Here is a 23180-nt window from a genome sequence, read left to right as displayed (position 1 = left end):
CTAGTGCTCGACAGTCGGCAGCAGCGGGCGACGACCGGCGGTGGACACGCCGGCGCCGACCGGGTCACGCTCCAGCGGCGAGAAGTCGTACCGGTCGAGCGGATCCCGCTTCAGGTCGACGATCCGCGAGTTGGCGTCCTGGACCCGGGTGAGGACCTGTGGGCTCACCAGCCGCAGCGCCACACTGTCGGCGACCGGTACGCCCTTGTCGGTCAGGCGGATGGCGTCGTCGTCGATCCGGATCAGGTCGTGCTCCCGGTAGGGCGCCAGCTCCGCGGCGAAGTGCTCGGCGGGGTCGACGCCGTAGCGGCGACGGAAGTCCTCCCGCCCGACGCCGCGCGAGCGCAGGTTGAACATGACCGCACGGCGCATCCGCTCGTCGGTCGACAGGTGCACGCCGTGCCAGACCGACGGTCGGCCCGCCTCCACCCGCTGCATGTAGCCGTCCATGGTGCAGTCGTTGTAGTACTGCGTGTTCCCGACGTAGCCGAACCCGGAGACCCCGAACGGGAGCAGGTTGGTGTCCTCGATGGAGTCGTACTTGTTCTCCTGCTGACGCGAGTGGGTGGCCGCCTTCGAGTAGTAGAAGAGCGGACCGCGCCGGAAGCCGAGCCGGCGGGTCAACGCCTCGGTCATGAAGTGCATGAGCAGCCGTCGCCGCAGGTCGGGGAAGATCCCCGGCTCGTTGCGGTAGTGCGCCGAGATCGGGTCGGCCTGCTTGAACATCAGCGGGAAGATGTTGAACTTGTCGACGCCGTACCCGATCAGGCTGGTCAACGTCGTGTACCAGTTCTCCTCGGTCTGGTACGGCAGCCCGAAGATCAGGTCGACCGAGTGGTTGTCCAGGCCCCGCTCGTGCAGCAGGTCGAGCAGCCGGTAGACGTGGGACGCCTCGTGCCCGCGGTTGAGCTTTCGCAGCACCCGGTCGTCCATGGACTGCACGCCGAAGACCCACCGGTTCACCCCGGCGTCGCGCAGCGCGTCGAGCCGGTCGGTGTAGTCGGGCGCGTCGATGACCGACGGGTGGAGCTCGAAGGTGATCTCGGCGGTGTCCGGGACGTCGATGTGCCGCCGCAACCGGGCGAAGAGCGCCGTGATCTGCGCGGCGGACAGGTAGGACGGGGTCCCGCCGCCGAAGTACACCGTTTCCGCGGTGACCGGGTGCGGGAGCATGCCGGTCACGATCTCGAGTTCACGGTGCAGTGCGGCGAGGTACCGGGTCACCCGGGGCGAGTCCGGCCGGATCTCCTTGGCGAAGTGGCAGAACGTGCAGCGCTGCTCGCAGAACGGCAGGTGCAGGTAGATATTCGCGTTACGGGTCAGACCGGCGAAGGTTTCGGTCGGGGTGATCTCCCCCATTGCCTTGAGGGGCGGGTACGTGCCGACCAGGTAGTAATTCTCGATCGGCTGCAGAATGCCGATCTCGGCAAGCTGTTCGATCGGCATCGCGTCCAGGCTCCGCTGGGCCTCCGCGACGATTTCCGCAAAAGGCGGAAAGGATCGAGACATAGGTAAGCCTCCTGTGGTTCCGGGCAGACGGAACGGCATGTGTGGCGGCTTCAGACGTGCGGTGGCCGCCACCGCGATGTGGTGGCCGTACGCACGGAAGAGCAGGCAGAAGCGGTCACCACGGCGACAGCGCAGGGCGACATCAACAGGTCAACAGTCAGATCAGGTCTGCCGAATGGCGTGGCTCATGCGCGAAAACCCCCGTGTCAGCGCTGCGTCGAGTTACCGCGTAGACTCCGCGGAACACTCTTGTGGCCGTGAAATAGTTAACTCCCGCCCGGGGTTGATGTCAATGGAACTCCCATGATCCTTTGTTTGCATTGGCCGACACCACTGACACTTCCCCACCGAACCTACAAGTCGGACACCGCCGGGATACCCGGGCGCGGGACCGGTAGTGTCGGCGACATGACACATTCCCGCGATGCGGCGCCGACGCCGATGCGCATTCTCGACCGAGCCGGGGCAACCTATGCGGTGGCCACGCATCGGGCCGTCCGTACGGGCGACGACGTGGCGGCGTTGCGCGAGTTCCCGGTGGAGCGATCGGTGAAGACCCTGGCCTTCGAGGGCCCGCCGGACACAGTGGTGCTGGCGGTGCTGCCCGGGCCGGCCCGGCTCGACTACCGGGGCCTCGCGGAAGCCGTGGGCACCGCACGGTCACGGCTGCGCCCCGCCGACCCGGCCGTGCTCGACGCGCTCGACATGGAGCCGGGCGGCGCCAGTCCGCTCACCGACGCCGACGGCGTGATCACCGTCTTCGACGTCGCGGTCGCCGGTATGGGCCCCGTCTACTGCGGCAGCGGCCGTAACGACCGCACGCTCCAGGTCGACGGTCGTGACCTGCTCCGGCTCGCCCGCAATCCCCGCGAGGCACGCATCACCCGGGCTGCGGGCTGACGCTCACCCGGGCCGGGCGAGCGCCGTCCGTCGGAGCATCGCGCCCCGCAGGGCGAAGGCCGCGGCAGCCGCCGCGATGCCGGACACGGCGCAGCTCCCCCACAACGTCGTCGGCCCGGCCGCGTCCAGCACCGTGGTGCCGGCGAGCGGCCCGACCAGGCTGGAAGCGCCGTACGCCATGCCGAACAGACCGCTGTAGCGCCCCTCCGACCCCGGCGCGGCGATCTCCGTCACCAGGGTCGGGCCGACCGTGGCCACGCCGATCTCCCCCAGCGTCCAGATCAGGACCGCGAACGCGTAGACAGGTACGCTCCGCGCGGCGGCGAGCAACCCGAAGCCCAGCCCGGTGACGGCCAGGCTGCCGGCGTAGACGGTCGGTCTCGGCCAGTCGGCCAGCCGCCCGGCGAGCAGCGGTTGCAGCACCAGGATCACGATCGGGTTCACCGCGATGACCAGACCGTACGCCGTGGGAGGCAGCCCCTGGTCGAGCATGATCAGCGGCATCGTCACGTACGCCTGCGCGAGCAGCACCGCGAACACCAGGAAGGTGCCGGTCACCGCCCACAGCAGGGCGTCGGAGCCCGGGCCCGCCGCGCCGCCCCGGCCGCCGTCCCGGGCGCTCCGCCGGTCGGCGGGCAGCAGTCGCACCGCGACCAACGCGAAGATCACGCAGCTCGCGGCGTCGACCGCGAACAGCAGCACGAAGCCGCGCGCAGCCATCAGGCCGCCGGCCAGTCCCGCCACCGCGCTGCCCAGGTTGACCGCCCAGAAGATCAGGCCGAAGGCACGTGCCCGGTGCTCGCCGGGGACCGTGGCGACGACGAGAGCGGCAAGGGCCGGCCGGTAGAGGTCGACGGTGAGGCCGTAGAGCACCACCGCACCGACCAGAAGGGGCACGGTGCCGGCCCAGGGGATCGTCATCGCCGTCACGGCGGTGGCCAGCAGACCGGCGACGAGCGTGCGCCGCCCGCCCCACCGGTCCGCCAGCCAGCCACCGAGCGGCTGTGAGACCACGGCTCCGGCGCCGAAGCTCGCCAGGACCAGGCCGACCGTGCCGGGCGACAGGCGCCACTGGCCCGACAGGTACAGCGCGAGGAACGGTTGGATCAGGTAGCCGAGCCGGTTCACCAGGCTGCCGGTCCAGAGCACCCAGAACGCCCGCGGCAGCCGTCGCCGTCCGGTGGCGGAACTCTCCTCGACCAGGTCCGTCATCGCCGCACGGTCACCCGGTCGCCGCCGGTGGACTCGAGTTCGCCGATCACCCGGTCGAAGAACTCGCGCAGTCTGGCGCGCATCGGCGCGAACACGGCGGGGTCGGCTCCGGACACCCCGCCGATGTGGTTGGCCAGCAGGTGGTAGGTGTTCGCCCCGACGTCGAGTTTCTTGACCTCGTTGCCGCGTCCGAGGCTGAAGACACCGATGCCGTGGCCCTCGCCCCAGCGGAAGAGTTCGTAGAACGCGGCGCGGTAGACGTTCTGACCGGGCGTCACCAGGGCGGGGTCGATGCCCTGGGCGAGGATGGTCAGCTCGGTGCCGGTCGGGTCGAGGAAGCAGAGCACGACCTGCACGGTCGCGCCGTCGGCACGCGACTGTCGCAGGAAGAGCCGCGTGCGGTCGCGCAGCGGGGAGTCCAGAACCAGTTCCAGGGCGGTGGACGACAGGTGGTTGTAGCGGTGGCCGTACTTGGCCAGGTTGAGCGCGTGCAACCGGTCGAAGTCCTTGAGCGCCGCGGGGTCGGCCGCGGCCCCGGCGCCGTCGAGGACGCGGTAGTCGTACTCGGCAGCCGCGCGGCGCACCAACCGGCGCAGGTCCCGGTAGCGGGAGTTGCCCAGTTGGGCCCGCAGGTCGTCGTCGACGCCGGCACGCACCTGGTACTGGGCCTCCATGAACCAGGGCAGGTCGAGGAAGCCGTCCCGGGCGAGAGCGGTGGTGTCGCCGGTGGTGCGGATCTGCGGGTAGAGCAACCAGTCCGCGCCGGACTGCCGGGCGCGGTCACGATCGGTCCGCCGCCGCTCGTCGCCGGGCACCGGGATGTGCATCTCGTAGAAATGTCCGGCCGGCACGAAAGCCGTGCCGAGATTGCAGTCGTCGTCCTGCATCCCGATATCGGCGGTGACGGCCCACCAGTGGATTATCTTGCGCAGCGGCACCGCCGGTTCGGCTACCCCGTACATCCGGCAGAACATTTCCTGGAAAGCCGACCCGGCCGTTTCCCACATGTCGAAGTGCCCTTTCCCCGTATCGCTTCCCGCGACGCCCCCGTCACCTGCTCCGCGCCCATGATGTCAAACCGCGCGCCCGCACGCGCACCCGAGAAGTGGGAGCTTTGTCGGATATGATGGCTTTTTATCTCACCGGGTGGGGTTTTCCGATCACTCTCGCAGACACTCAGGGGGCCCGACTCCGAGCGCCCTGAACTGGCGAAACCGCCCTCGCATAGATCAACGGCTAACTGTCGTCCACTTATCGGGTGGACGACGATGCCGCCGCGTGTCAGGATGGGCGAGCCGTCGCGGCGTTGACCGGAGTGGGACACGACGACGTTCCCCACGGTTTCGCAGAGCCAGATTCCTCGTTCTGGCGGCCAGCCCTGCCGCCGAACGCGACAGTCACCACGGGGAGGGCGTCATCGTCATTCGACGTGTCCGCGGAATCCGGTACGACGAGGTGCAGGCCTACTGGCCGGCGTCCCGAGACGTCATCACACAGGCCGATGTCGACGCCGCCGTCGAACAGGTCACGAGGGAGCCGGGCGCCGAGTGCCTGCGCGTCGTGGTCTTCGGCGACGCCGAGCTGGCACCCGAGGGCGAGCGGTCCCTGCGCCCACTGACCGCCGGCCCCCAGTATGCGGCCACCGGCCGGCCCGGCGTCGAGATCACCGCGATCGTCCCGCTGCCCGGCGCGGAGGTGCAGGTGGTCGCGCTCGACGCCGGCACCCGCCTGGTCCGCACCCACGAGGACGGCGCCGAGGTCCGACGGCTGGTGCACGTCGCCGCGCCCGGTCGCGACGGGTCCACGTTCGAGCAGACGCTGGCGGCGCTGCGCGGGCTGGAGGCGGCGCTGGCGCAGGCCGGCATGGCCCCCGGTCACCTGGACCGGACCTGGTACTTCCTCGCCGACATCGAGGAGACCTACGGCGAGCTGAACAAGGCACGCGACGCCACGTTCGACAGGTGGAAGCTCACCACCTATCCGGCCAGCACCGGCATCGGCGCCGGGCTGCCGCCCGGACAGGCGGTGGCCGTGATGGCCGAGGCGGTCGCACGCGACGGCGAGGCGGCGGCCTCCCCGTTCGGCACCGACCTGCAGTGTGCGCCCTACGACTACGGGCCCCGCTTCGTGCGCGCCAACCGGTCGCGTCGCAACGGCTGCCAGGTGGTGCACGTCTCCGGCATCTCCAGCATCGACAAGCACGGCGTCTCGCTGCCGCAGCACGACGTGCGGGCCGCCGTGGACTACGCGATGGCCAGCTTCACCGACCTGCTGGCCGGCGCCGGCCTGTCCCTGGCCGACCTGGTGAGCTGCTACGTCTACTGCAAGGACGCGGAGGCGAGGAGCGCCTTCGAGGCACACTGCGCGGACGCCGGGCTCACCGTGCCGCACCTGTCGAACACCGTGGACGTCTGCCGTCCGGAGCTGCGCTTCGAGATCGAGGGGCGGGCCGTGCGGCGGGACGCGTGGAGGGAGCAGGAATGAGCCCCCGCGTCGTCGTGCTGGACAACTTCGACTCGTTCACCTACAACCTGGTGCAGTACCTGGCGGTCGCCGGCGCGCGACCGACGGTCCTGCGCAACACCGCGGAGCTCCACGAGATCGCCGCACGGCGCCCCACCCATCTGGTGCTGTCGCCCGGTCCGGGCTCCGTCGAGAATCCCGGTTCCTACGGCGTCTGCCTCGCCGCCCTCGCCCACTACACCGGCCGGATCCCGGTGCTGGGCGTCTGTCTCGGGCACCAGGCCATCGGCCGGTTCTACGGGGCGCGCACCACGCGACTCGCGACCGTGCGGCACGGCCACGTGTCAACGATCCGGCTGCGCCGAACCAGCCGGATCTTCGCCGGGGTGCCCAGTGGCTTTCCCGCCATGCGCTACCACAGCCTGGCGATCGCCGCGGCGACCCTCCCGGACGACCTGAGGCTCGTCGCCAGTGCCGACGACGACGAGTGCGTGATGGCCGTCGAGCACGCCAGGCAGCCGGTGTACGGGGTCCAGTTCCACCCGGAGTCGATCGGCACGCCGGCCGGGCAACTGATCATCGAGAACTTCCTGTCCGTGACAGGTTCGAGGAGCGACAGTGGCTGAGGAATTCATCTTCGATCTGACAGACGCCGGCCGGTCGGAAGTCGTCGACCAGCTCATCGAGGCCGACGAACACATACCGGGGCTGGTGTTCACCTATCCGCCGATCTCCCTCTGGGAGCCGCGGGACGCCACCGCCTCGGACCCCGACACGCTCTGGGCCGGCAGCGACACGTTCTCGCACAACCTCTACATCCACATTCCGTTCTGCCGCCAGAAGTGCAGCTTCTGCTACTACAGCGTGGCGGTCGTCCAGAACGACACCCAGGTCATCTGGGACTACCTGCACTGCCTCGAGAAGGAGGCGTTGCAGTACCTGCCGATGATGCGGACCAAGAAGATCGAGACGGTGTTCGTCGGCGGCGGCACGCCGAGCCGGCTCAACCCCGAGCAGATCGACTTCCTGTTCGAGCGGGTCATCCGCCGCTTCGACCTGTCCGAGTGCCGCGAGATCACCTACGAGTGCTCGCCGGACTCGGCCACCGAGGACCGCATCGCGGCCATGGCGGCCAACGGGACGAACCGTCTCTCCATGGGTGTGCAGTCGCTCGACCCGGAGATCCTGCGCAAGTCACGCCGCGCCGACACCCCGTCCAGTGTGGTGCGCACCTATTACCACATGGCCGACAGCGGTGTGCCGAACGTCAACATCGACCTCATCGCCGGCATCGAGCGTGAGGCCTTCGACAACATGCAGCGGACCATGGACGCCGTCACCGCGCTGGAGCCGATGCCCACCCAGATCACCCTCTTCACGCTCTCGGTACGCAAGGGCGCGATCAACGACACCACGCTGCGCGAGGAGGACCACGCCAAGCTCTTCCGGCGCAGTCTCGCCCTGTTCCGGTACGCCAAGCGCCGGATGACGGCGAACGGCTACTGGCAGTACTCCCGCAACCTCTTCCCGCGCGACAACTGGATCTTCCACTACCAGGACAACCACTGGGGCAACAACGGCTACGTCCTCGGGCTCGGCGCCAGCTCCTACAGCCACTCGCACGGCTACACGTACGGCAACGCGTTCACCTTCCGCGAGTACATGCGCCGGATCCAGGCGGGCGGGTCGGCGGTGGAGAAGGCCTTCCCGCTCTCGGAGGACGAGTCCCTGCGCCGGCACCTCGTGCTGGCGATGAAGCACCGCGAGCTGGACGTCGCGCGGTTCAACTCGTTCTATCCGGCGGGCTCCGAGCCGCTCCGGCAGTTCCAGCCGGTCTTCGACGCGCTCGCCGCGATGGGCATCGTCACGGTGGAGGACGGGCGGATCGCGTACACGGAGGACCATGCCGACCTCAGTGACCGCTACACCCGGTTGTTCTACTCCGACGGGGTCAGCGACGCGGTCAGGCGCGGCGTCGGGCAGCTCACCGGCGCCGGCAGCAACGCCTTCAACTTCACGCTCTAGGGCGTCGATGTCGGCGCCCGCATCCACCGCCACGTCCGCCCACGTCTCCTTCGCCGGGAACCCGCACGATCTCGTCGAGCCGTTGGCGGAGCGCTTCGGATCGCTGTTCTGCTACCGCCTGCCGGGGCGGGAGCGGCGTACCCTGTTCGCGTCCCTGTCCGACGTGTGGCGGGTCACGACCGACGGGATCGCGCGCGGCGGCGAGCGGTTCGACGGCGACGTCGCCGCCCTGCTCGACCATCTGCTGGCCGACGCCCGGCGCGGCCCGGGCGCCGACGTCGCGTTCGCCTTCTCCTACGACCTGTCGCTGCGGCTGCGGGCCGAGGCCGGCATCCCGGGCGGGCCGCCGCCGACCACGGCCCCGGGGCGGCTGCTCGGCTTCGCCGGGCCGCTGCGGCGCGCGGTGGTCCACGACCCGGCCACCGGCACCCTGAGCTGCGCCGCGGAGGACCGGGCGGACGTGGTGGCGGCCTGCGCCCGGACCACGGCCCGGACCGCGCCGCCGCTCACCGCGCCGCTGACCGACGTCGTGGCCGACATCGATCCGGTCCGGTACGCGGGCCAGCTCGCCCGGGCCCGTGACCATCTGCTGGCCGGCGACGTCTACCAGGTCGTCCTCTCGGTGCCGGTGCGGGTACGCCCCCGCACGCCGCTGCCGCGCTACTACGCCGACGTCGCCGCGCGGTACGCGACGGCCGACTACTCCTACTGGTTCAACCTGGACGCGACCACGGTGTTCGGCAACTGCTCCCTGCCGCACGTGCTGGCGCGCGACGGTCGGGTGAGCAGCCGGGTCTTCGCCGGCACCCAGCCGGCAGCGCGAGACGAGCGGGAACGACGGGATCGGGGCGCGCTGCTGCGCGACGACCCGAAGTACTTCGCCGAGCACATCATGCTCGTCGACCTCGAACGCAACGACCTCGGCTCGTACTGCGAGCCCGGCACCGTGGTGGTCGACCGGCTGTGCGAACCGCTGGTGATCGGTCCCACGACGTATCTCGCCAGCGACGTCTCCGGCGGGTACGACACGACGCGCGGGCTCGGCGGTGTGCTGCTGGCGAGTTTCCCGCGCGGGGTGGTGGTGGGCGCGCCCAAGCTGCGCGCCCAGGAGGTGCTGGCCGACCTGGAGGGCGAGCCGCGTGGGTTCTTCGCGGGCGCGGTGGGGTTCTACGACGCGGCCCGCGACGCGTTGACCTCCAACACGATCGTCACCTGCGCCGAGCGGGACGGGCCGGACGTCCTGCTGCGCTGCGGCGGCGGCGTGGTCGCCGGCTCGGACGTCGCGCAGGAGCTGGCGGAGTTGGAACTCAAGCTGCGGTATCTGCGATAGCGGGGTGTTGCGCATGATCGTCGTCGGGTTCAACGGTTTCACGCGGTCCGCGGAGTTGTTCGGTCGCCTGTACCGGCGCTCGGGCCGCGACCGGCACCGGGTGCTGGGGCACGACGCGGCAGTCGCCGTGGTGGTCGACGGCGAGCTGGTCGCCGCCGTGGAGGAGGAGCGGCTCAGCCGGGTCAAGAAGACGTCGGACCTGCCGGTCAACGCGCTGCGCTGGGCCCTGCATGAGGCTCGCGCCGAGCTGGCCGACGTGGACTGCTTCGCCCTGCCGTGGAGTTTCACCCCGGAGATCTGGGCGGCGGAGCGGGCCGGGGTCCTCCGGTCGGCCTCCTCCGAGCAGGAGCGGGCCGACCGCCTGGCCCGGCTGGAGGAGCTGCGCACGACGCTGCTCACGCCGGAGGCGATCCGGGCGGACTTCGCGGCGCGTACCGGCTTCACCATCCCGGCCGACCGGCTCCGGCTCGTCCCGCACCACCTCGCCCACCTGACGTGCGGCTACCACACGGCCGGCTGGCGGGACGCCGCGTTCCTGGTCAGCGACGGGCGCGCGGAGCGCTACTCGTCGATCATGGGTGAGATCCGCGACGGCGAGGTGACGATCCTGCCGGACGCCACCGTCGACATCGCCAACAGTCTGGCGCTGCTCTACAGCAAGGTCACCCGCTATCTCGGCTTCATGCCGAACAACGACGAGTACAAGGTGATGGGGCTCAGCGGCTTCCATCCGCCGCTCGGGGCGGACAACCCGCTCCTGCGCGAGGTGGTCACGCTGGAGGATTCCGGCGGCTATCGACTGCGGGTCGGCAACCCGCTGCTGGACACCCAGGCGTACTACCCCTTCTTCGACGAGATCTTCGGATGCACGGGCGACCGCACCGACTGGGACTTCCGGTGCCGGGTGGCCCGCGCGGTCCAGGACACGGTCGAGGTGGTCACCCGGCACCAGGTGGCGGTGCTCGAGCGGCGGACCTCCGCGCGGCATCTGATCATCGAGGGTGGCCTGGCGCTGAACTGCGTGAACAACACCAAGCTGCTGGAGGGCTCCCGGTTCGAGGACGCCTCGGTCAGCTTCGGCGCGAGCGACCCCGGCGTGACGATCGGCGCGGCGGTGTACGCGGCACGGGAGCTGGGCCACCCGGTGCGCCCGTCGCCCGCCCCCTACCTGGGGCCGAGCTACACCGACGACGACATCCGCGCCGCCCTCGCGGCGGTGGGCGACCGGGTCGAGTGGCGTGAGCTGGCCGCGGACGAGCTGTTCACCGAGGTGGCCAAGCTGCTCGTCGACCCGGTGGTGATCGGCTGGTTCCAGGGGGCCGTCGAGTACGGCCCGCGTGCCCTCGGCAATCGCAGCATCCTGGCCAACCCCGCCTTTCCCGATATTCAGGACGTCATCAACATCCGGGTGAAGCGGCGGGAGCCGTTCCGGCCCTTCGCGCCGGTGCTGCCCGCGGCCTCCGCGCCGGTGGTCCTGGAAATGGGCAAGAAGAAGACCTCGCCTTACATGACATTCGTCTTCCCGGTACGACCCGAATACCGGAAGCTCGTTCCGGGCGCCGTCCACGTGGATGGCACGGCTCGCGCCCAGACCGTCGACGAGGCCGACAATCCGCTGCTGGTGGGCCTGCTGCGCGCCTTCGAGCAGGTCACCGGCGTGCCGTGTCTGATCAACACATCCTTCAACGTCGCGGGGCAGCCAATCGTCGGGTCACCGGCCGATGCGCTAGGCTGCTTCCTCGATACGGAAATCGATTACCTGGTGCTACACCACTTTCTGATCAGCAAGGTGGCTTCCGGTGAGTCTTGACTTTGTCAGCCCTTATTGCCTCATTCATTCCGAGGGCAAGGTCAACTACGCCCGCGGCGAGACCGTGCGGTCCTGGTCACTCGCCGAGGTGCCTCGCCCGGCCACGCACCCGGTGCTGACCATGGTGCCCTACGCGCAGCTGCGCGAGCGCGGCTACGTCTGCCACGACGACGGCGAGCCCCTCATCTCGCTGGTGCCCAGCGAGTTCCGTGAGGTCGAGCTCGAGTCGTTCGCCGACGTGCACGCCGACGTCCGGGTGATCTCCGACCCCGTGCACACCCCCGGCGACGAGGAGTTCGCCGCGCGGATCGACCGGGTGATCAAGGAGGAGATCCAGCGCGGCGAGGGGTCCAACTTCCTCATCTCGCGGCGCTGCGACGTGACCATCGGCGACTTCGGGCCCGAGGTCGCGCACACGATCTTCGCCCGGCTCGCCCGCAACGAGATCGGGGCGTACCTGACGTTCTGCTTCTACGACGGGGAGCGCTACTTCATCGGGTCCTCCCCCGAGCGGCACCTGACCTACCGTCGCGGCACGGTCACGATGAACCCGATCTGCGGCACGCTGCCGCGGGCGGCGTTGCAGAAGCGGGCCGACCTCATCGAGTTCCTCTCCGACCGCAAGGAGGTGAACGAGCTCTTCCAGGTCGTCGACGAGGAGCTCAAGATGATGTCGCGGATCTGCGGCGAGGGCGGCGTCGTGCACGGGCCGTACCTGAAGGAGATGAGCGCGCTCGTGCACACCGAGTACGTGCTCGAGGGCAGCGCCACCATGAGTCCGCTCGACGCGTTCCGCGAGTCGATGTTCGCCGCCACCATGGTCGGCAGCCCGCTGGAGAACGCCGCCCGGGTCATCCACCGGCACGAGTCCGAGTCCCGTGGCTACTACTCGTCGGCCCTGATGATCCGCGGCCTCGAGGACGACGGCCAGGAGTGGCTGGACAGCGCCATCACGATCCGGACGATGGCGGTGGACGCCGAGGGCCACGCCGTGATCCGCAGCGGCGCCAGCGTCGTGCGCGACTCCGTGCCCGCGAAGGAGTGCCGTGAGGTCCGCACCAAGGCCGAGGGGCTGCTGAAGGCGATCACCACCGCGGAGCCGCCCGGCCCCTTCCTCGACCGGTTCGTGGACGACAAGGTCATGGAGGTGCTCAGCAGCCGGAACCGTTACCTGTCGCGCTTCTGGATCAACCGGCAGGTCGACGACCGGTACGCCGCCCCGGCCCTCATCGGCCGCTCGGTGCTGATCGTCGACAACGAGGACCAGTTCACCGAGATGCTCAAGCACATCCTCGAGCACCTCGGGCTCAAGGTCACCATGCGCGACTACCGGGAGTCCGGCATCGGCCTGACCGGTTACGACCTGGTGCTGGTCGGGCCCGGGCCCGGCGACCCGAACCAGTTGGACGACCCGAAGATCGCCCAACTGCACCGCATCGTGGGCGACCTGATGGCGGCCGGCACGCCGTTCCTCGCGGTCTGCCTCGGTCACCAGATCCTCTGCCGTCTGCTCGGCATGACCGTGCATCCGGTGGACCCGCCGTTGCAGGGCGTGCAGGAGACGGTCGACCTGTTCGGGCGGGCCGAGCCCGTCGGCTTCTACAACACCTTCTTCGCCGACGCCCCGGCCGCGGCCCCGGCGGGGGTGACCATCGCCGTGGAGCCCGACGGCCGGGTCGTGGCGCTGCGCTCCGAAGGCTTCACCAGCTTCCAGTTCCATGTCGAATCCGTCCTCACCACCAACTGCATCACCATCCTCCGGGAGGCGCTGTTGTGGCTGTTGACCTGAATCTGCCGTTGTCGGCGGGTTACGGCGATCTGACGCTTCTGGTCTGCGGGTTGTCCACGGACGGCACGCGCGAGCGGTATCTCTTCGTCGACCTGGGCGCCCGCACGGTGCGGGAGACCACGATCGACATCGGTGACCTGCGCGCCCGCCAACTGGCGGTGCTGCGGGACCGGCTCGGCGACGGTCCGGTGCCGTACGGGCTGGGTCGGCTCGAGGATCTGCTCTCGTACTTCCTGCACCCGCACAGCTTCGTGCAGACGGCGGACGGCGAGGTGGTCGTCTCCTTCAAACAGGCGCCCTACCTGCGCCGGCTCGGCCGCGACGGCGGCTCGCACCTGTGGCCGCCGGCGACCGAACTCGACTTCGCCGCGATGCAGAGCTCCACCAAGTGCGAGGTCGAGCCGGGCGTGATCGCGTTCGCGATGACCGACACCGAGGACCGCCTGCGCCGCTACCACGATCAGGACCAACAGTTGCGCAGCAGCGCCTGGCGCTACGACCTGCGCACCGGCGCAGCGACCCGGCTGGGCGACCTGCCCGGGTTCGCCTGCGACACCATCCACGAGCTGGAGACCTCGCCGAACGGGTTCATGGTCGGCGTCGACATGGACCTGTCGGTGCGCCCGGGCGGTTCCGACGGCCGGGTGCTGGGCACCGACGGCGGCACGTTCGACGTCACGCGGTACGCCGCCAACGAGTTCCCCACCGGCCGGTTCGTCGTGGCCGACGAGAAACTGACCCGCGCCTCGGTGCACACCACCGGCGCGAGCTGCTCCGCGCACGTCGACGTCGACCTGGACGACCCGGACGTCTTCTACGTCTCCTGCAACAACATCTCCAAGTGGCAGAACAACGTCGTCGTGCACGGGCCGGGTGTGCTCGAACGGTGGCGGTACCGGGACGGTGCGGCGGTCCGGGAGGCGGCCCACACCGGGCCGACCTTTCTGCGCATCACCTCGCAGCAGTTGTTCCACCGCGACGGCCGCCAGCTGATCGCGGTCACCGGCTTCCCGAACCGGCTGTTCGTCCTCGACCCCGCCGACATGTCCACGGTGTTCGACGTGGAGCTGTTCGCGCACGAGCCGGTCCAGCCTCCCTTCATCTGCGCGAAGAACAGCCAGTCGCCGCTCTACCTGGCGGTCGAGCCCACCGGCCGGTACGTCTTCATGACCGGCGCCTCGACGCTCTTCGTGGTGGACCTCGACGAGGGTCGGGTCGTCGAGCAGGTGCCGTTCTGCGAGCCCGGCTCGCTAATGGCCACCGCCCACATCGGGTTCGTGCGCTGACCGACGCCGGCGTCGTGGTGGTTCCGGCAGCGCCTGACGATCCAGCTTGCCGTTCGCGGTGAGGGGGAAGGCGTCCAGGCGCACCAACCGGGCCGGAACCATCGACGCGGGCAGCCGCTGGGCGAGGTGGTTCCGCAGCTCCCGCTCACCGGGACCGTCCGGCGGCCCCACCACATAACCGACCAGGCGTTCGGCGCGTCCCTCGTCCCGGCGCAGCACGACGACGGCGCCGCTCACGGCCGGGTGCCGGCGCAGCGTCTCCTCGATCTCACCCGGCTCGATCCGCTGCCCGCGCAGTTTGATCTGGTGGTCGAGCCGGCCGAGGAACTCCAGCACCCCGCCGGGCAGCCGTCGCACGAGATCGCCGGTCCGGTACAACCGGCCGCCGTCGGCCCAGGGGTCCGCCACGAACCGCTCCGCGGTGAGGCCCGGCCGGCCGAGATATCCCCGCGCCAGGGCGTGGTCGCCGCCGAGGTGGAGCTCCCCCGGCTCGCCCTCGGGCACCGGCTTCCCGGCCGCGTCGAGGACCCGCACCACCACGTTAGCGATCGGCCGGCCGATCGGTACCGAGTCACCGTCCTCCACCGGGCGGCACGGCCACCAGGTCACGTCGATCGACGCCTCGGTCGGCCCGTACAGGTTGTCGATCCGCGCCCGGCTCCGTTCGCGGAATCGGCGCACCGCGGCGGGCGGCAGCGCCTCACCACTACAGACGACCAGCCGCAACGCGTCGCACCCGTCCCAGCCGGGCTCGTCGAGGACCGACTCCAGCATGGACGGCACGAAGTGGACCACGGTGATCCGCTCCCGCCGCATGACGGCCATCAGGTATTCCGGGTCGCGCTGCCCGCCGGGCCGGGCCAGCACCAGACGGGCGCCCTGCGCGAGCGGCCAGAACAGCTCCCACACCGACACGTCGAACGTGGCGGGCGTCTTCTGGAGCACGGAGTCGGCGCTGGTCAGGGCGTACTCGTCCTGCATCCACCGCAACCGGTTGACGATGCCGCGGTGCGGGACGGCGACGGCCTTGGGACGCCCGGTGGAGCCGGAGGTGTACAGGACATAGGCAAGCCCCAGGTCCGAGCGGAGCGGCACCGGTGGAGCCGGGACGCCCGCGCGCAGCTCGCCCGCCGAGACGGCCAGCACGGGACGGCTCCCGGCGACGGCCTCGGCCACGGCCTTCAGCTCGGGCTCGGTCAGCACGAGGACCACGCCGGCGTCGTCCAGCATGCCGGCGAGTCGGGGCGCGGGATCGCCCGGGTCCAGGGGAAGGTACGCGGCACCGCTGAGCAGCACCCCGAGCAGCAGCACCGGGAAGCGGACCGACCGTTCGGCGCAGACCGCCACGACGGCGTCCGGCTCCACCCCCGCCGCGGTGAGCAGTCCGGCCACCACGCCGGCCTGCCGGACGAGTTCCTCGTACGTCAGCGACTCCCGCTCGTCCACCACGGCACACGACCCGGGGGTCCGGGCAGCCTGCGCCAGCACCAGCTCGGACAGGAACCCCGTCACCGGGCCACCGCCGTCGGTTCGGTCAGCGCGAGCAGGGCGGCCCGGGTCGCCGGCGCGGTCGGCACCTCGTCGGCGGACAGGTCGAGCCGGAGCGTCTCGACACCCGGGTGCTCGCCCGCGTACTCCCGGCTGGCCAGCACCACGTCGGCGGGCCGGGGCGGCACCGGGTCGGCGGACGCCGAGAGCAACACGTGCAGCCAGGCCACGTACCGGTCGACGAGCTGCTCGCGGGTGTCCTGACGTTCGTCGTCAGGCAGGTCGTACGCCGCGGCGAACGCGTCGAGGTCGCCGACGAGCGTGCTCGTGATCACGCAGAGGGCCCGGGCCGGGTCGGCGTCGAGCGGCACGGCGGCCGGCTCGCCCTCGCGCAGGGTGGCGCGGAAGGCGCGGAAGTCGTGCTCCACGGCGGCCCGGTCCTGCCAGGTGGGCTCGACCAGGGCGAGCGGCACACCGGTCAGCTCGGCGGTGCGGATGGCCGTCGGCGTGGCGCTGCAGTAGCCCACGATCAGGGCCGGGCGTGACGGCAGCCGACGCACGGCCGCGGCGTACTCCTCGGCGAGGTCGGTGGTGCGGCGGAACCCGTCGGCGCCCAGGAGCGTCTCGACCGGGTCGGCGCGGTACACGGGCCGGCCACCGGGCGCCGACGCGAGCAGCTCACCGAGCCCGGCGCCGGCGGAGATGCGGATGAAATCGATGATGACGAGCGGTGCGCCCGGACCGTCCGCGAGGACTTGCAGGGCAGGCGCCGATGCGGTCACTGTCTCTCCCCCTGTGTCGCCAGTTCACCCGGGTCCGGCAGGCGGTCGAGCGCCGCCCGCGTCAGCCCGCGCACGGTAGGGTCCTGCGCCAGGATCCGCAGCGGTACCCGAACACCGCACCGCTGTCGCAGCCGGCTGAGCATCCGCACGGCGACCAGCGACTCCCCGCCCAACGCGAAGAAGTCGGAATCGGGTACGACGTCGGTCGCCCCGAGCAGGTCCCGCCACGCCGCGATGATCTCCCGTTCCACGGCGACGGCGGGCGTCTCGGGTTCGTCGGGAACGGCGGGCGTCCCGGGGGCCGCCGGCCCGTCCTCCGCCACCGCCGCCGGTGCGGAGATGTCGACCCAGTGCCGGACCCGTTCGAAGGGGTACGTCGGCAGCGGCACCCGCCGGGCGGCCGGGTCGAGCCGGAACGCGGCCCAGTCCGGCTCGACGCCGCAGGTCCACGCCGTCGCGAGAGCCCGCAGCAGCGTCGGCAACGCGGCGGAGCCGGGCTCGGCCGGCATCGTGGGCGCCACCGGGACGCGCCCGCCGCCGGCCGCCCGGACCAGCGCGGTCAGCGCCCGGCCCGGCCCGACCTCGAGGACGACCGGGTGGCGCGTGGTGAGCAGCTCGGCAGTCGCCTCCCGGAACCGTACCGGCTCGCGCAACTGCCGCACCCAATGCTCGGCCGGGCGGGTCGCGCCCTCGACAACCGGCTCGCCGGTCAGGCCACAGAGGACGGTGGTGGAGACCGGGTGGTGCGGCACCGCGCCGACGGCCGCCCGGAAGTCGTCGAGGACCGGGTCGAGCAGGCCCGAGTGGAAGCCGTGCGCGGCCGGCACCGGGCGTACCCGGATGCCGGCGGTGGCGCACCTGTCGGTCAGCTCCCGTACCCCGGCCGGCGGGCCGGAGACCACGGTGACGCCGGGAGCGTTGTCGGCGGCCACCTGCACGTCGGGTGGCAGCAGCGCGGCCACCCGGTCCCGCCCGGCCAGCACGGCGGCCATCCGGCCGGGCGGGGTGCGCTCCACCAGCCGTCCGCGTGCCACGAGCAGCGCCAGCGCGTCGGCCAGCCGCAGGCCACCAGCCAGGCAGAATGCGGCGTACTCCCCGACGCTGTGCCCGATCATCCGCTGCGGTCGCAGACCCCAGTCGAGGAGTTGGGCGCCGAGGGCGTACTCCACCAGGAAGAGGGCGGGCTGGGTGATCGAGGGACGGGCCGACTGCGCCGCGGCGTACGGGTCCAGGAGCGCGGCGCGTACCGGGTCGGCGCTGCCCGCGGGCAGGGCGTCCAGGCCCGCGTCGAGCCGCTCGCGGACGCCGGGCAGCCTGGCGTGCAGGTCGGCGGCCATGCCGGGGAACTGACTGCCCTGCCCGGGGAACGCGAACGTGAGCGTCGCCCGGCGGGGCACGACGACGGGCTCCGACCCGGTGTCGAGCTGCCGCAGCAGGTCGGCGCGGTCGGCGGCGACGATCGCCCGTCGGACCGGCCAGGCGGTACGGCCGACGCGGCTGGTGTGCGCGACGTCGGCGAGTTCCCATCCGGGCGCCTTCGCCAGGTGGTCGGCGAGCCGCCGCGCCGCCGCCCGTACCGCCTGCGGGGTGCGCCCGCTCACCACCACGAGATCGGCTTCGGTCGCCGCCCTCGACGGGACCGGGTGCGGTGGCGCCTCCTGGAGGATCACGTGGGCGTTGGTGCCGCCGATGCCGAACGAGCTGACGCAACCCCGGCGCGGCCCGCCCCGCGCGGGCCAGGGCTCGGCCGTCGTGTTGACGCGCAGGCCGGCCTCGGCGAACGGGATGTCGGGATGCGGCCGGTCGTGGTTCACGGTGGGCGGCACGACCCCGTGGCGCAGGGCGAGCAGCATCTTGATCATCCCGGTGATTCCCGCAGCCGCGTCGAGGTGGCCGAGGTTCGGCTTCACCGACCCCAGCAGGCGTCCGCCCGCCGGCCCGTCCCGGCCCAGTGCCTCACCGAGCCCGGCGACCTCGATGGCGTCGCCCATCTCGGTGCCCGTGCCGTGTGCCTCCACCACGTCGACGCTCGTCGGGTCGAGGCCGGCCCGGGCCCAGGCCATGCCGATCACCTCGGCCTGACCGGCGACCGAGGGCGCGGTGTAGCCCACCTTCGCCGCCCCGTCGTTGTTGACCGCGGAGCCGAGCACCAGCCCCAGGATCGGATCGCCGTCGGCCAGCGCGTCGGAGAGGCGTCGCAGCACGACGATCCCGGCGCCGTTGCCGGCCACCGTCCCGGCGGCGCTGTGGGAGAAGGCCCGGCAGTGCCCGTCCGGCGCGCCGATGCCGTGCGGTTCGTAGCGGTAGCCGCGCTGCTGCGGGGTGCTGACCGTGGCGCCCCCGGCGAGGGCCAGGTCCGTGTCCCCGCTGTACAGGCTCTCGCAGGCGAGGTGCACCGCGACGAGCGAGGTCGAGCAGGCCGTCTGGACGCCGATCGCCGCACCGCGCAGCCCGAGACGGTACGCGATCCGCGTCGCGGCGTGATCCTTCTCGTTGCCGATGATCGTCGGGAGCGCGCCCAGCTCGGCGAGCAGCTCCGGCCGCCCGAGCAGATGGTTCGCCAGGTAGGTGTTGACGCCGGTGCCCACGAAGACGCCGATCCGGCCCGGCTCCCGGCTGGGCGGGTGGCCCGCGTACTCGAGAGCCTCCCACGCGCACTCCAGCAGCAGCCGGTGCTGGGGGTCGGTGATCATCGCCTCCCGGGGTGGGAGACCGAAGAAGGCGGCGTCGAACTCCTCGATGCCGTCGAGCACGCCGCGCACGGGCACGTAGTCCGCGTCGCCCCGCTCCTGCTCGGTGACGCCGGCGGCGGCGAGCTGCTCCGGCGTGAACCGGGTGAGCAGCTCCCGACCGTCGACCAACGCGTCCCACAGTTCGTCGAGCCCGGTGACGCCCGGAAAGCGGCCGGCGACTCCCACCACGGCGACCGGCTCGCGTCCGACGCTCATCGGGTCACCCCCGCGGTCGCCGGCCCCGCACCGCGCAGCCACCCGGCGAGCGCGTCCACGGTGGGGTGCCGGTAGAGGTCCAGCAGGACGATCGACCGGTCGGGCAGTCGGTCCCGCAGCAGTCGGTGCACCTTGGCCAACTGCAACGAGTCGCCGCCCACCTCGAAGAACGACTCGTCGAAGTCGAAGTCGTCGTCGCCGAGCACGGTGGCCCAGACCTCGGCGATCAGCGCTTCGAGATCCGCCGCCGGCGTGCGGGGCGGTGCCGGGGCCGCCGGAATCGGCCCCTCTTCGACCCGGCGCAGGATGCTCCGGGTGTCGACCTTGCCGTTGGCGGTGAGGGGAAGGGCGTCGAGCACCACCCAGCGTTTCGGCACCGCGTACGCCGGGAGGCTCCGCGACGCCAGCGCGCGCACCTCCTCGACGAGGCCGGCCTCCGGCGGGGCGACCAGCGCCGCCACCAGGAAGCGGCCGTTCTCGGCGTCACCGGCGACCACGACGGCCACGTCGGTCACCCGCGGGTGCGCCGACAGCCGGTGGGCCACCTCGTCCTGCTCGACCCGGTGTCCGTCCAGTTTGATCTGCCGGTCGCGGCGGCCCAGGAAACGCAGTCGCCCCTGCTCGTCCCAGCGCACCAGATCGCCGGTCCGGTAGGCGCGGGTGCCGTCGCCGAGCCGCCGGAACGCCTCCCCGGTCCGCTGCGGATCGTCGAGATAGTCCACCGCCAGGCCGGTGCCGACGGCGCACAGCTCGCCCACCGCGCCGGGCGGCAGCAGCTCGCCGTCCTCGTCGACGACCACGACGCCGGTGCCACGGACGGGCCGACCGATCGGGACGTCGTCCTCCAGCTCGCACGGGTCGTCGACGTGGTGCACGGTGGTGAAGACGGTGTTCTCGGTGGGGCCGTAACCGTTGGTGACCCGCAGACCCGGGCAGGCCCGCAGCACGGCCGCGACCTGACCGGCCGGGACCACGTCGCCACCGGCGAGCAGCTGCCGGAGCCCGCCGAACGCCGCCGGGTCGTAGTCGGCGAGCACCCGGAACAGGCCGGCGGTGAGCCAGGCGGTGGCGACGTCACGCTCGGCGAGGAAGCGGGCCAGTTCGCCGGGGTGGGGAACCGGACCCGGAAAGATCTCGACCCGACCGCCGGTGAGCAGCGGGACGAACAGCTCCATCGTGGACGCGTCGAAGGCCAGCGGCGCGAGCCGCAGGAACCCGTCACCCGGCTCGTGCGGGAACACGTGGCGGTCGTGCACGAGCCGCAGCACCGCGGCGTGGGTGATCCGAGCAGCCTTGGGCTCGCCCGTGGACCCGGAGGTGAACGCCAGGTAGGCGACCCGCTGCGGATCGGCCGGCGCGGCGCCGGGCGGGGTGGCGCCGGCGGGCCCGGGTCGCCCGGTGAGAGCCGTGCCGACCCCCGGGGCGAGTCGGGCGATCCGCGGGTCACCCACGACGGCGGCCGGGCGGCACCGGGCGAGCTGCGCCGCCACCCGTTCGTCCGGGGCATCGGCGTCGACGCCGACGTACGCCGCCCCCAGCCGCAGCGTCGCCAGCACGGCCACCACCTCGGTGGTGGAGGCCGGAGCCGCCACCACCACCGTCGAACCGGCCGTCACCCCGGCCTCCGCGAGGTCGGCCGAGAGCCGCTCGGCGAGGTCGAGCAGTTCGGCGTACGTGGTGCTGCCCTCGGGGCCGCGCACGGCGACCGCCCCGGGCCGCCGGCGGGCCTGTTCCGAGAACGCCTGCCACAACCCGGTCCCCGGGTCGGCGTCCGGTCCACGGCCCCAGTCGTCGAGCCGGGCCCGCTGCCGCTCGGACATCCCCCGGACCGTCCGTAGCGGCAGGTCACGGGCGCGCGCCAGCGCCACCAGGGTCGCCTCGAACGCCTCGGCCAGCTCCGCCGCGCCGGCCGGGGAGAGCGCCGCCAGCCGGTGCTCCAGCGCGAAGCGGGGGCGCTCCCCCCACGCCTGGAGGTAGAGCATCGCGTCGAAGACCGAGCCCCCGTCGTGGCCCTCGTGGACGGTCGCCGTCCCGTCCGGTCCCGGCAGCGCGGTGGGGATCAGCTCGTCGTGGGCGGCGAACCCGATCTGGACCAGCGGGTTACGGTCGATCGCCCCGGCGGCGCCCAGCTCCGACACGAGCGCCTCGAACGGCAGCTCGGCGGCGGCGACCGCGTCGGCGAGGGCGTCGGCCACGGCGGGGCTCAGCGCACTCGCGGGCGCCTCGTCGTCCCACCGGCAGCGCACCGGCACGACGCGGGTCGCGAGCCCGACCATCTCGCCCAGCTCGGCGGTCGGGCGCCCGGCGGCCGGCACCCCGACGAGCAGGTCGTCGACCCCGCACCGGCGGGCCGTCACCAGCGCCCACGCGGCCAGCAGCACCGCGGGACGGGTCACACCGGCGTCGCGCGCCAGGTCGTCGCACGCGGCGGTGGCCCCGGGCCCGAGCGTGAAGGTCAACCGCGAGCCCGGACGCCCCGGCCGGTGGGTGGCGCCGGGCCGGCCGGGCAGCTCCACCACCTGCGGCGCCCCGGCCAACTGGTCGGCACGGTGCCTGAGCAGCCCGTCCGGGAGCGCGGGGCACCCGAGCAGGACGTCCGGGGGGACGCCCGGCCCGGCCGGCGGCATGGTGCCGCCGAGGTACGCCACGGCCAGTTCCCGCAGGAGCAGCCCGACCGCCCAGCCGTCGAGCAGGGCGTGGTGGGCCAGCAGCGAGACGACGTGGCTCTCGTCCCCGGGCAGCTCGGTCAGCAGCCACTCGGCGGGTGGCCGGCGGAACGGGTCCAGTCCGGGCGCCAGCTCGGCGAGGTGGGCGTGGGCGGCGGCGACCGGGTCGCCGCCGGGGGTGTAGCGCCCCTGCTCCCGCAGCACCGGACGCCACCGGCGCAGGACGCGGCGCCCGGGTTGGTCGGTGTCGGCGTCGAACACGGTGCGCAGGGTCTCGTGTCGGGCGGTCAACGCGTCCAGGCAGTCGCGCAGGTGCCGGGCGCGGGCAGGCCCCGGACAGCGGAGGCTGAACAGCAGGCGGTAACCGGTGCCCGGCCACTGCTGCTCGTGCACCAGCATCGCGTGCTGCGCCGGCAGGAGGGGACGCCGGTCCGCCACCGGGCGCTCCCGGCGCTCAGCACGCTCCAGCGGCCCGCTCCGGCGCAGCGCCGAGGTGAGCGGCCCGGGACGCAACAGGTCGGCGAGGTCGATCCGCAGACCGAGCTCACGCTCGGCCCGGGCGACCAGCCGCATCGCCCGCAGCGACGTGCCGCCCAATGCGGCGAAGGATTCCGTGGAATCAGCGGGAAACCGATTCTCGGAAATGTCGAGAACGTCGCGGGAGAGCTGAAGGAGGGCAGGGGAAAATGCATTTTCCAAGACGTCAGAACCCCCGTTTTGACGACGCCTGCGCGAGCGCGGCCCTCCCGTGGGAGGCCCGCAGCGGACCGTAGCACGCGGCGGTGGCACCGAGCAATCCACGACGGTCAGTGCCGAGGCCCGTGACGGTGGTGCTGTTAGAATCGCTCGCGTCAATGCGCGTGCAGGCATCCCGTCCCCGTGGACACAAAGATCAAGCAGCCGGGATTCGCCCTCTCGCACGCGGATCACGCAGCTCAAACGGGGGAACGGCATGGCGTCACCGCGGTCCAC

The 23180-nt window shown here is 72.0% G+C and carries 15 protein-coding genes; 8 read left to right on the top strand and 7 right to left on the bottom strand.

The window, feature by feature from the left end:
• Window positions 1–1446: a coproporphyrinogen-III oxidase family protein gene (locus VKK44_RS10205; RefSeq protein ID WP_343446634.1), complete on the bottom strand. Its 1446-nt coding sequence runs from the start codon at window positions 1444–1446 to the stop codon at window positions 1–3.
• A gap of 540 nt (window positions 1447–1986) precedes the next feature.
• Between VKK44_RS10205 and VKK44_RS10200 the strand changes: the two genes are divergently transcribed.
• Window positions 1987–2409: a YbaK/EbsC family protein gene (locus VKK44_RS10200; protein ID WP_343446633.1), complete on the top strand. Its 423-nt coding sequence runs from the start codon at window positions 1987–1989 to the stop codon at window positions 2407–2409.
• 3 nt (window positions 2410–2412) lie between these two features.
• Here the strand turns inward: VKK44_RS10200 and VKK44_RS10195 are convergent, their stop codons facing one another.
• Window positions 2413–3621 (bottom strand): MFS transporter, encoded by a 1209-nt coding sequence (locus VKK44_RS10195; RefSeq protein ID WP_343446631.1) that lies wholly within the window; start codon window positions 3619–3621, stop codon window positions 2413–2415.
• Window positions 3618–4583 (bottom strand): GNAT family N-acetyltransferase, encoded by a 966-nt coding sequence (locus VKK44_RS10190; protein ID WP_343446630.1) that lies wholly within the window; start codon window positions 4581–4583, stop codon window positions 3618–3620. Before VKK44_RS10190 ends, VKK44_RS10195 begins: the two co-directional genes overlap by 4 nt.
• A gap of 493 nt (window positions 4584–5076) precedes the next feature.
• On the opposite strand from VKK44_RS10190, the gene VKK44_RS10185 reads away from it, so the two are divergent.
• Genes VKK44_RS10185 through VKK44_RS10155 form a run of 7 tightly spaced genes read left to right on the top strand, consistent with a single transcriptional unit; the run spans window position 5077 to window position 14324 of the window.
• A complete protein-coding gene (locus VKK44_RS10185; protein ID WP_343446629.1) occupies window positions 5077–6105 on the top strand; it encodes a hypothetical protein in 1029 nt (342 codons plus the stop codon).
• On the top strand, window positions 6102–6710 hold the full coding sequence (locus VKK44_RS10180; RefSeq protein WP_343446628.1) for an anthranilate synthase component II: 609 nt from the start codon (window positions 6102–6104) through the stop codon (window positions 6708–6710). Before VKK44_RS10185 ends, VKK44_RS10180 begins: the two co-directional genes overlap by 4 nt.
• Window positions 6703–8109, top strand: a complete 1407-nt coding sequence (locus VKK44_RS10175) for a coproporphyrinogen-III oxidase family protein (protein WP_343446627.1) — start codon at window positions 6703–6705, stop codon at window positions 8107–8109. Before VKK44_RS10180 ends, VKK44_RS10175 begins: the two co-directional genes overlap by 8 nt.
• 7 nt (window positions 8110–8116) lie before the next feature.
• The gene (locus VKK44_RS10170; RefSeq protein WP_343446626.1) at window positions 8117–9439 is read left to right on the top strand and encodes a chorismate-binding protein; all 1323 of its coding nucleotides are present in this window, start codon (window positions 8117–8119) and stop codon (window positions 9437–9439) included.
• A 13-nt stretch (window positions 9440–9452) separates the two neighbouring features.
• Window positions 9453–11249, top strand: coding sequence for a carbamoyltransferase family protein (locus tag VKK44_RS10165; protein ID WP_343446625.1), 1797 nt, complete (start codon window positions 9453–9455; stop codon window positions 11247–11249).
• Window positions 11239–13038, top strand: coding sequence for an anthranilate synthase family protein (locus VKK44_RS10160; RefSeq protein WP_343446624.1), 1800 nt, complete (start codon window positions 11239–11241; stop codon window positions 13036–13038). The genes VKK44_RS10165 and VKK44_RS10160 overlap by 11 nt, the downstream gene beginning before the upstream one ends.
• The gene (locus VKK44_RS10155; RefSeq protein WP_343446623.1) at window positions 13023–14324 is read left to right on the top strand and encodes a hypothetical protein; all 1302 of its coding nucleotides are present in this window, start codon (window positions 13023–13025) and stop codon (window positions 14322–14324) included. The genes VKK44_RS10160 and VKK44_RS10155 overlap by 16 nt, the downstream gene beginning before the upstream one ends.
• Here the strand turns inward: VKK44_RS10155 and VKK44_RS10150 are convergent.
• From VKK44_RS10150 to VKK44_RS10135, 4 genes are read right to left on the bottom strand one after another with little or no spacing between them, the layout of a single operon-like run.
• Window positions 14289–15836 carry an amino acid adenylation domain-containing protein gene (locus tag VKK44_RS10150; protein WP_343446622.1) on the bottom strand — a complete coding sequence of 516 codons (1548 nt, stop codon included), beginning with the start codon at window positions 15834–15836 and terminating at the stop codon, window positions 14289–14291. The two genes, VKK44_RS10155 and VKK44_RS10150, sit on opposite strands and share 36 nt — an antisense overlap.
• The gene (locus VKK44_RS10145) at window positions 15833–16594 is read right to left on the bottom strand and encodes a hypothetical protein (protein ID WP_343446621.1); all 762 of its coding nucleotides are present in this window, start codon (window positions 16592–16594) and stop codon (window positions 15833–15835) included. Before VKK44_RS10145 ends, VKK44_RS10150 begins: the two co-directional genes overlap by 4 nt.
• Window positions 16591–19542 carry a type I polyketide synthase gene (locus VKK44_RS10140; protein WP_343446620.1) on the bottom strand — a complete coding sequence of 984 codons (2952 nt, stop codon included), beginning with the start codon at window positions 19540–19542 and terminating at the stop codon, window positions 16591–16593. Before VKK44_RS10140 ends, VKK44_RS10145 begins: the two co-directional genes overlap by 4 nt.
• Window positions 19539–23078, bottom strand: coding sequence for an amino acid adenylation domain-containing protein (locus VKK44_RS10135; protein WP_343447736.1), 3540 nt, complete (start codon window positions 23076–23078; stop codon window positions 19539–19541). Before VKK44_RS10135 ends, VKK44_RS10140 begins: the two co-directional genes overlap by 4 nt.
• Window positions 23079–23180 lie beyond the last annotated feature (102 nt).

Origin of the sequence: Micromonospora sp. DSM 45708 (assembly GCF_039566955.1) — a bacterium.
In the GTDB taxonomy this organism is placed as follows: Bacteria; Actinomycetota; Actinomycetes; order Mycobacteriales; family Micromonosporaceae; genus Micromonospora.
This window is presented reverse-complemented; position numbering and strand designations above follow the sequence as displayed.

Bases quoted from the DNA above. Each gene is read 5' to 3' on its own strand.
- VKK44_RS10205 (WP_343446634.1), bottom strand. From the start codon at position 1,446: ATGCCGATCGAACAGCTTGCCGAGATCGGCATTCTGCAGCCGATCGAG.
- VKK44_RS10195 (WP_343446631.1), bottom strand. From the start codon at position 3,621: ATGACGGACCTGGTCGAGGAGAGTTCCGCCACCGGACGGCGACGGCTG.
- VKK44_RS10190 (WP_343446630.1), bottom strand. From the start codon at position 4,583: ATGTACGGGGTAGCCGAACCGGCGGTGCCGCTGCGCAAGATAATCCAC.
- VKK44_RS10180 (WP_343446628.1), top strand. From the start codon at position 6,102: ATGAGCCCCCGCGTCGTCGTGCTGGACAACTTCGACTCGTTCACCTAC.
- VKK44_RS10170 (WP_343446626.1), top strand. From the start codon at position 8,117: ATGTCGGCGCCCGCATCCACCGCCACGTCCGCCCACGTCTCCTTCGCC.
- VKK44_RS10165 (WP_343446625.1), top strand. From the start codon at position 9,453: ATGATCGTCGTCGGGTTCAACGGTTTCACGCGGTCCGCGGAGTTGTTC.
- VKK44_RS10140 (WP_343446620.1), bottom strand. From the start codon at position 19,542: ATGAGCGTCGGACGCGAGCCGGTCGCCGTGGTGGGAGTCGCCGGCCGC.
- VKK44_RS10135 (WP_343447736.1), bottom strand. From the start codon at position 23,078: ATGCCTGCACGCGCATTGACGCGAGCGATTCTAACAGCACCACCGTCA.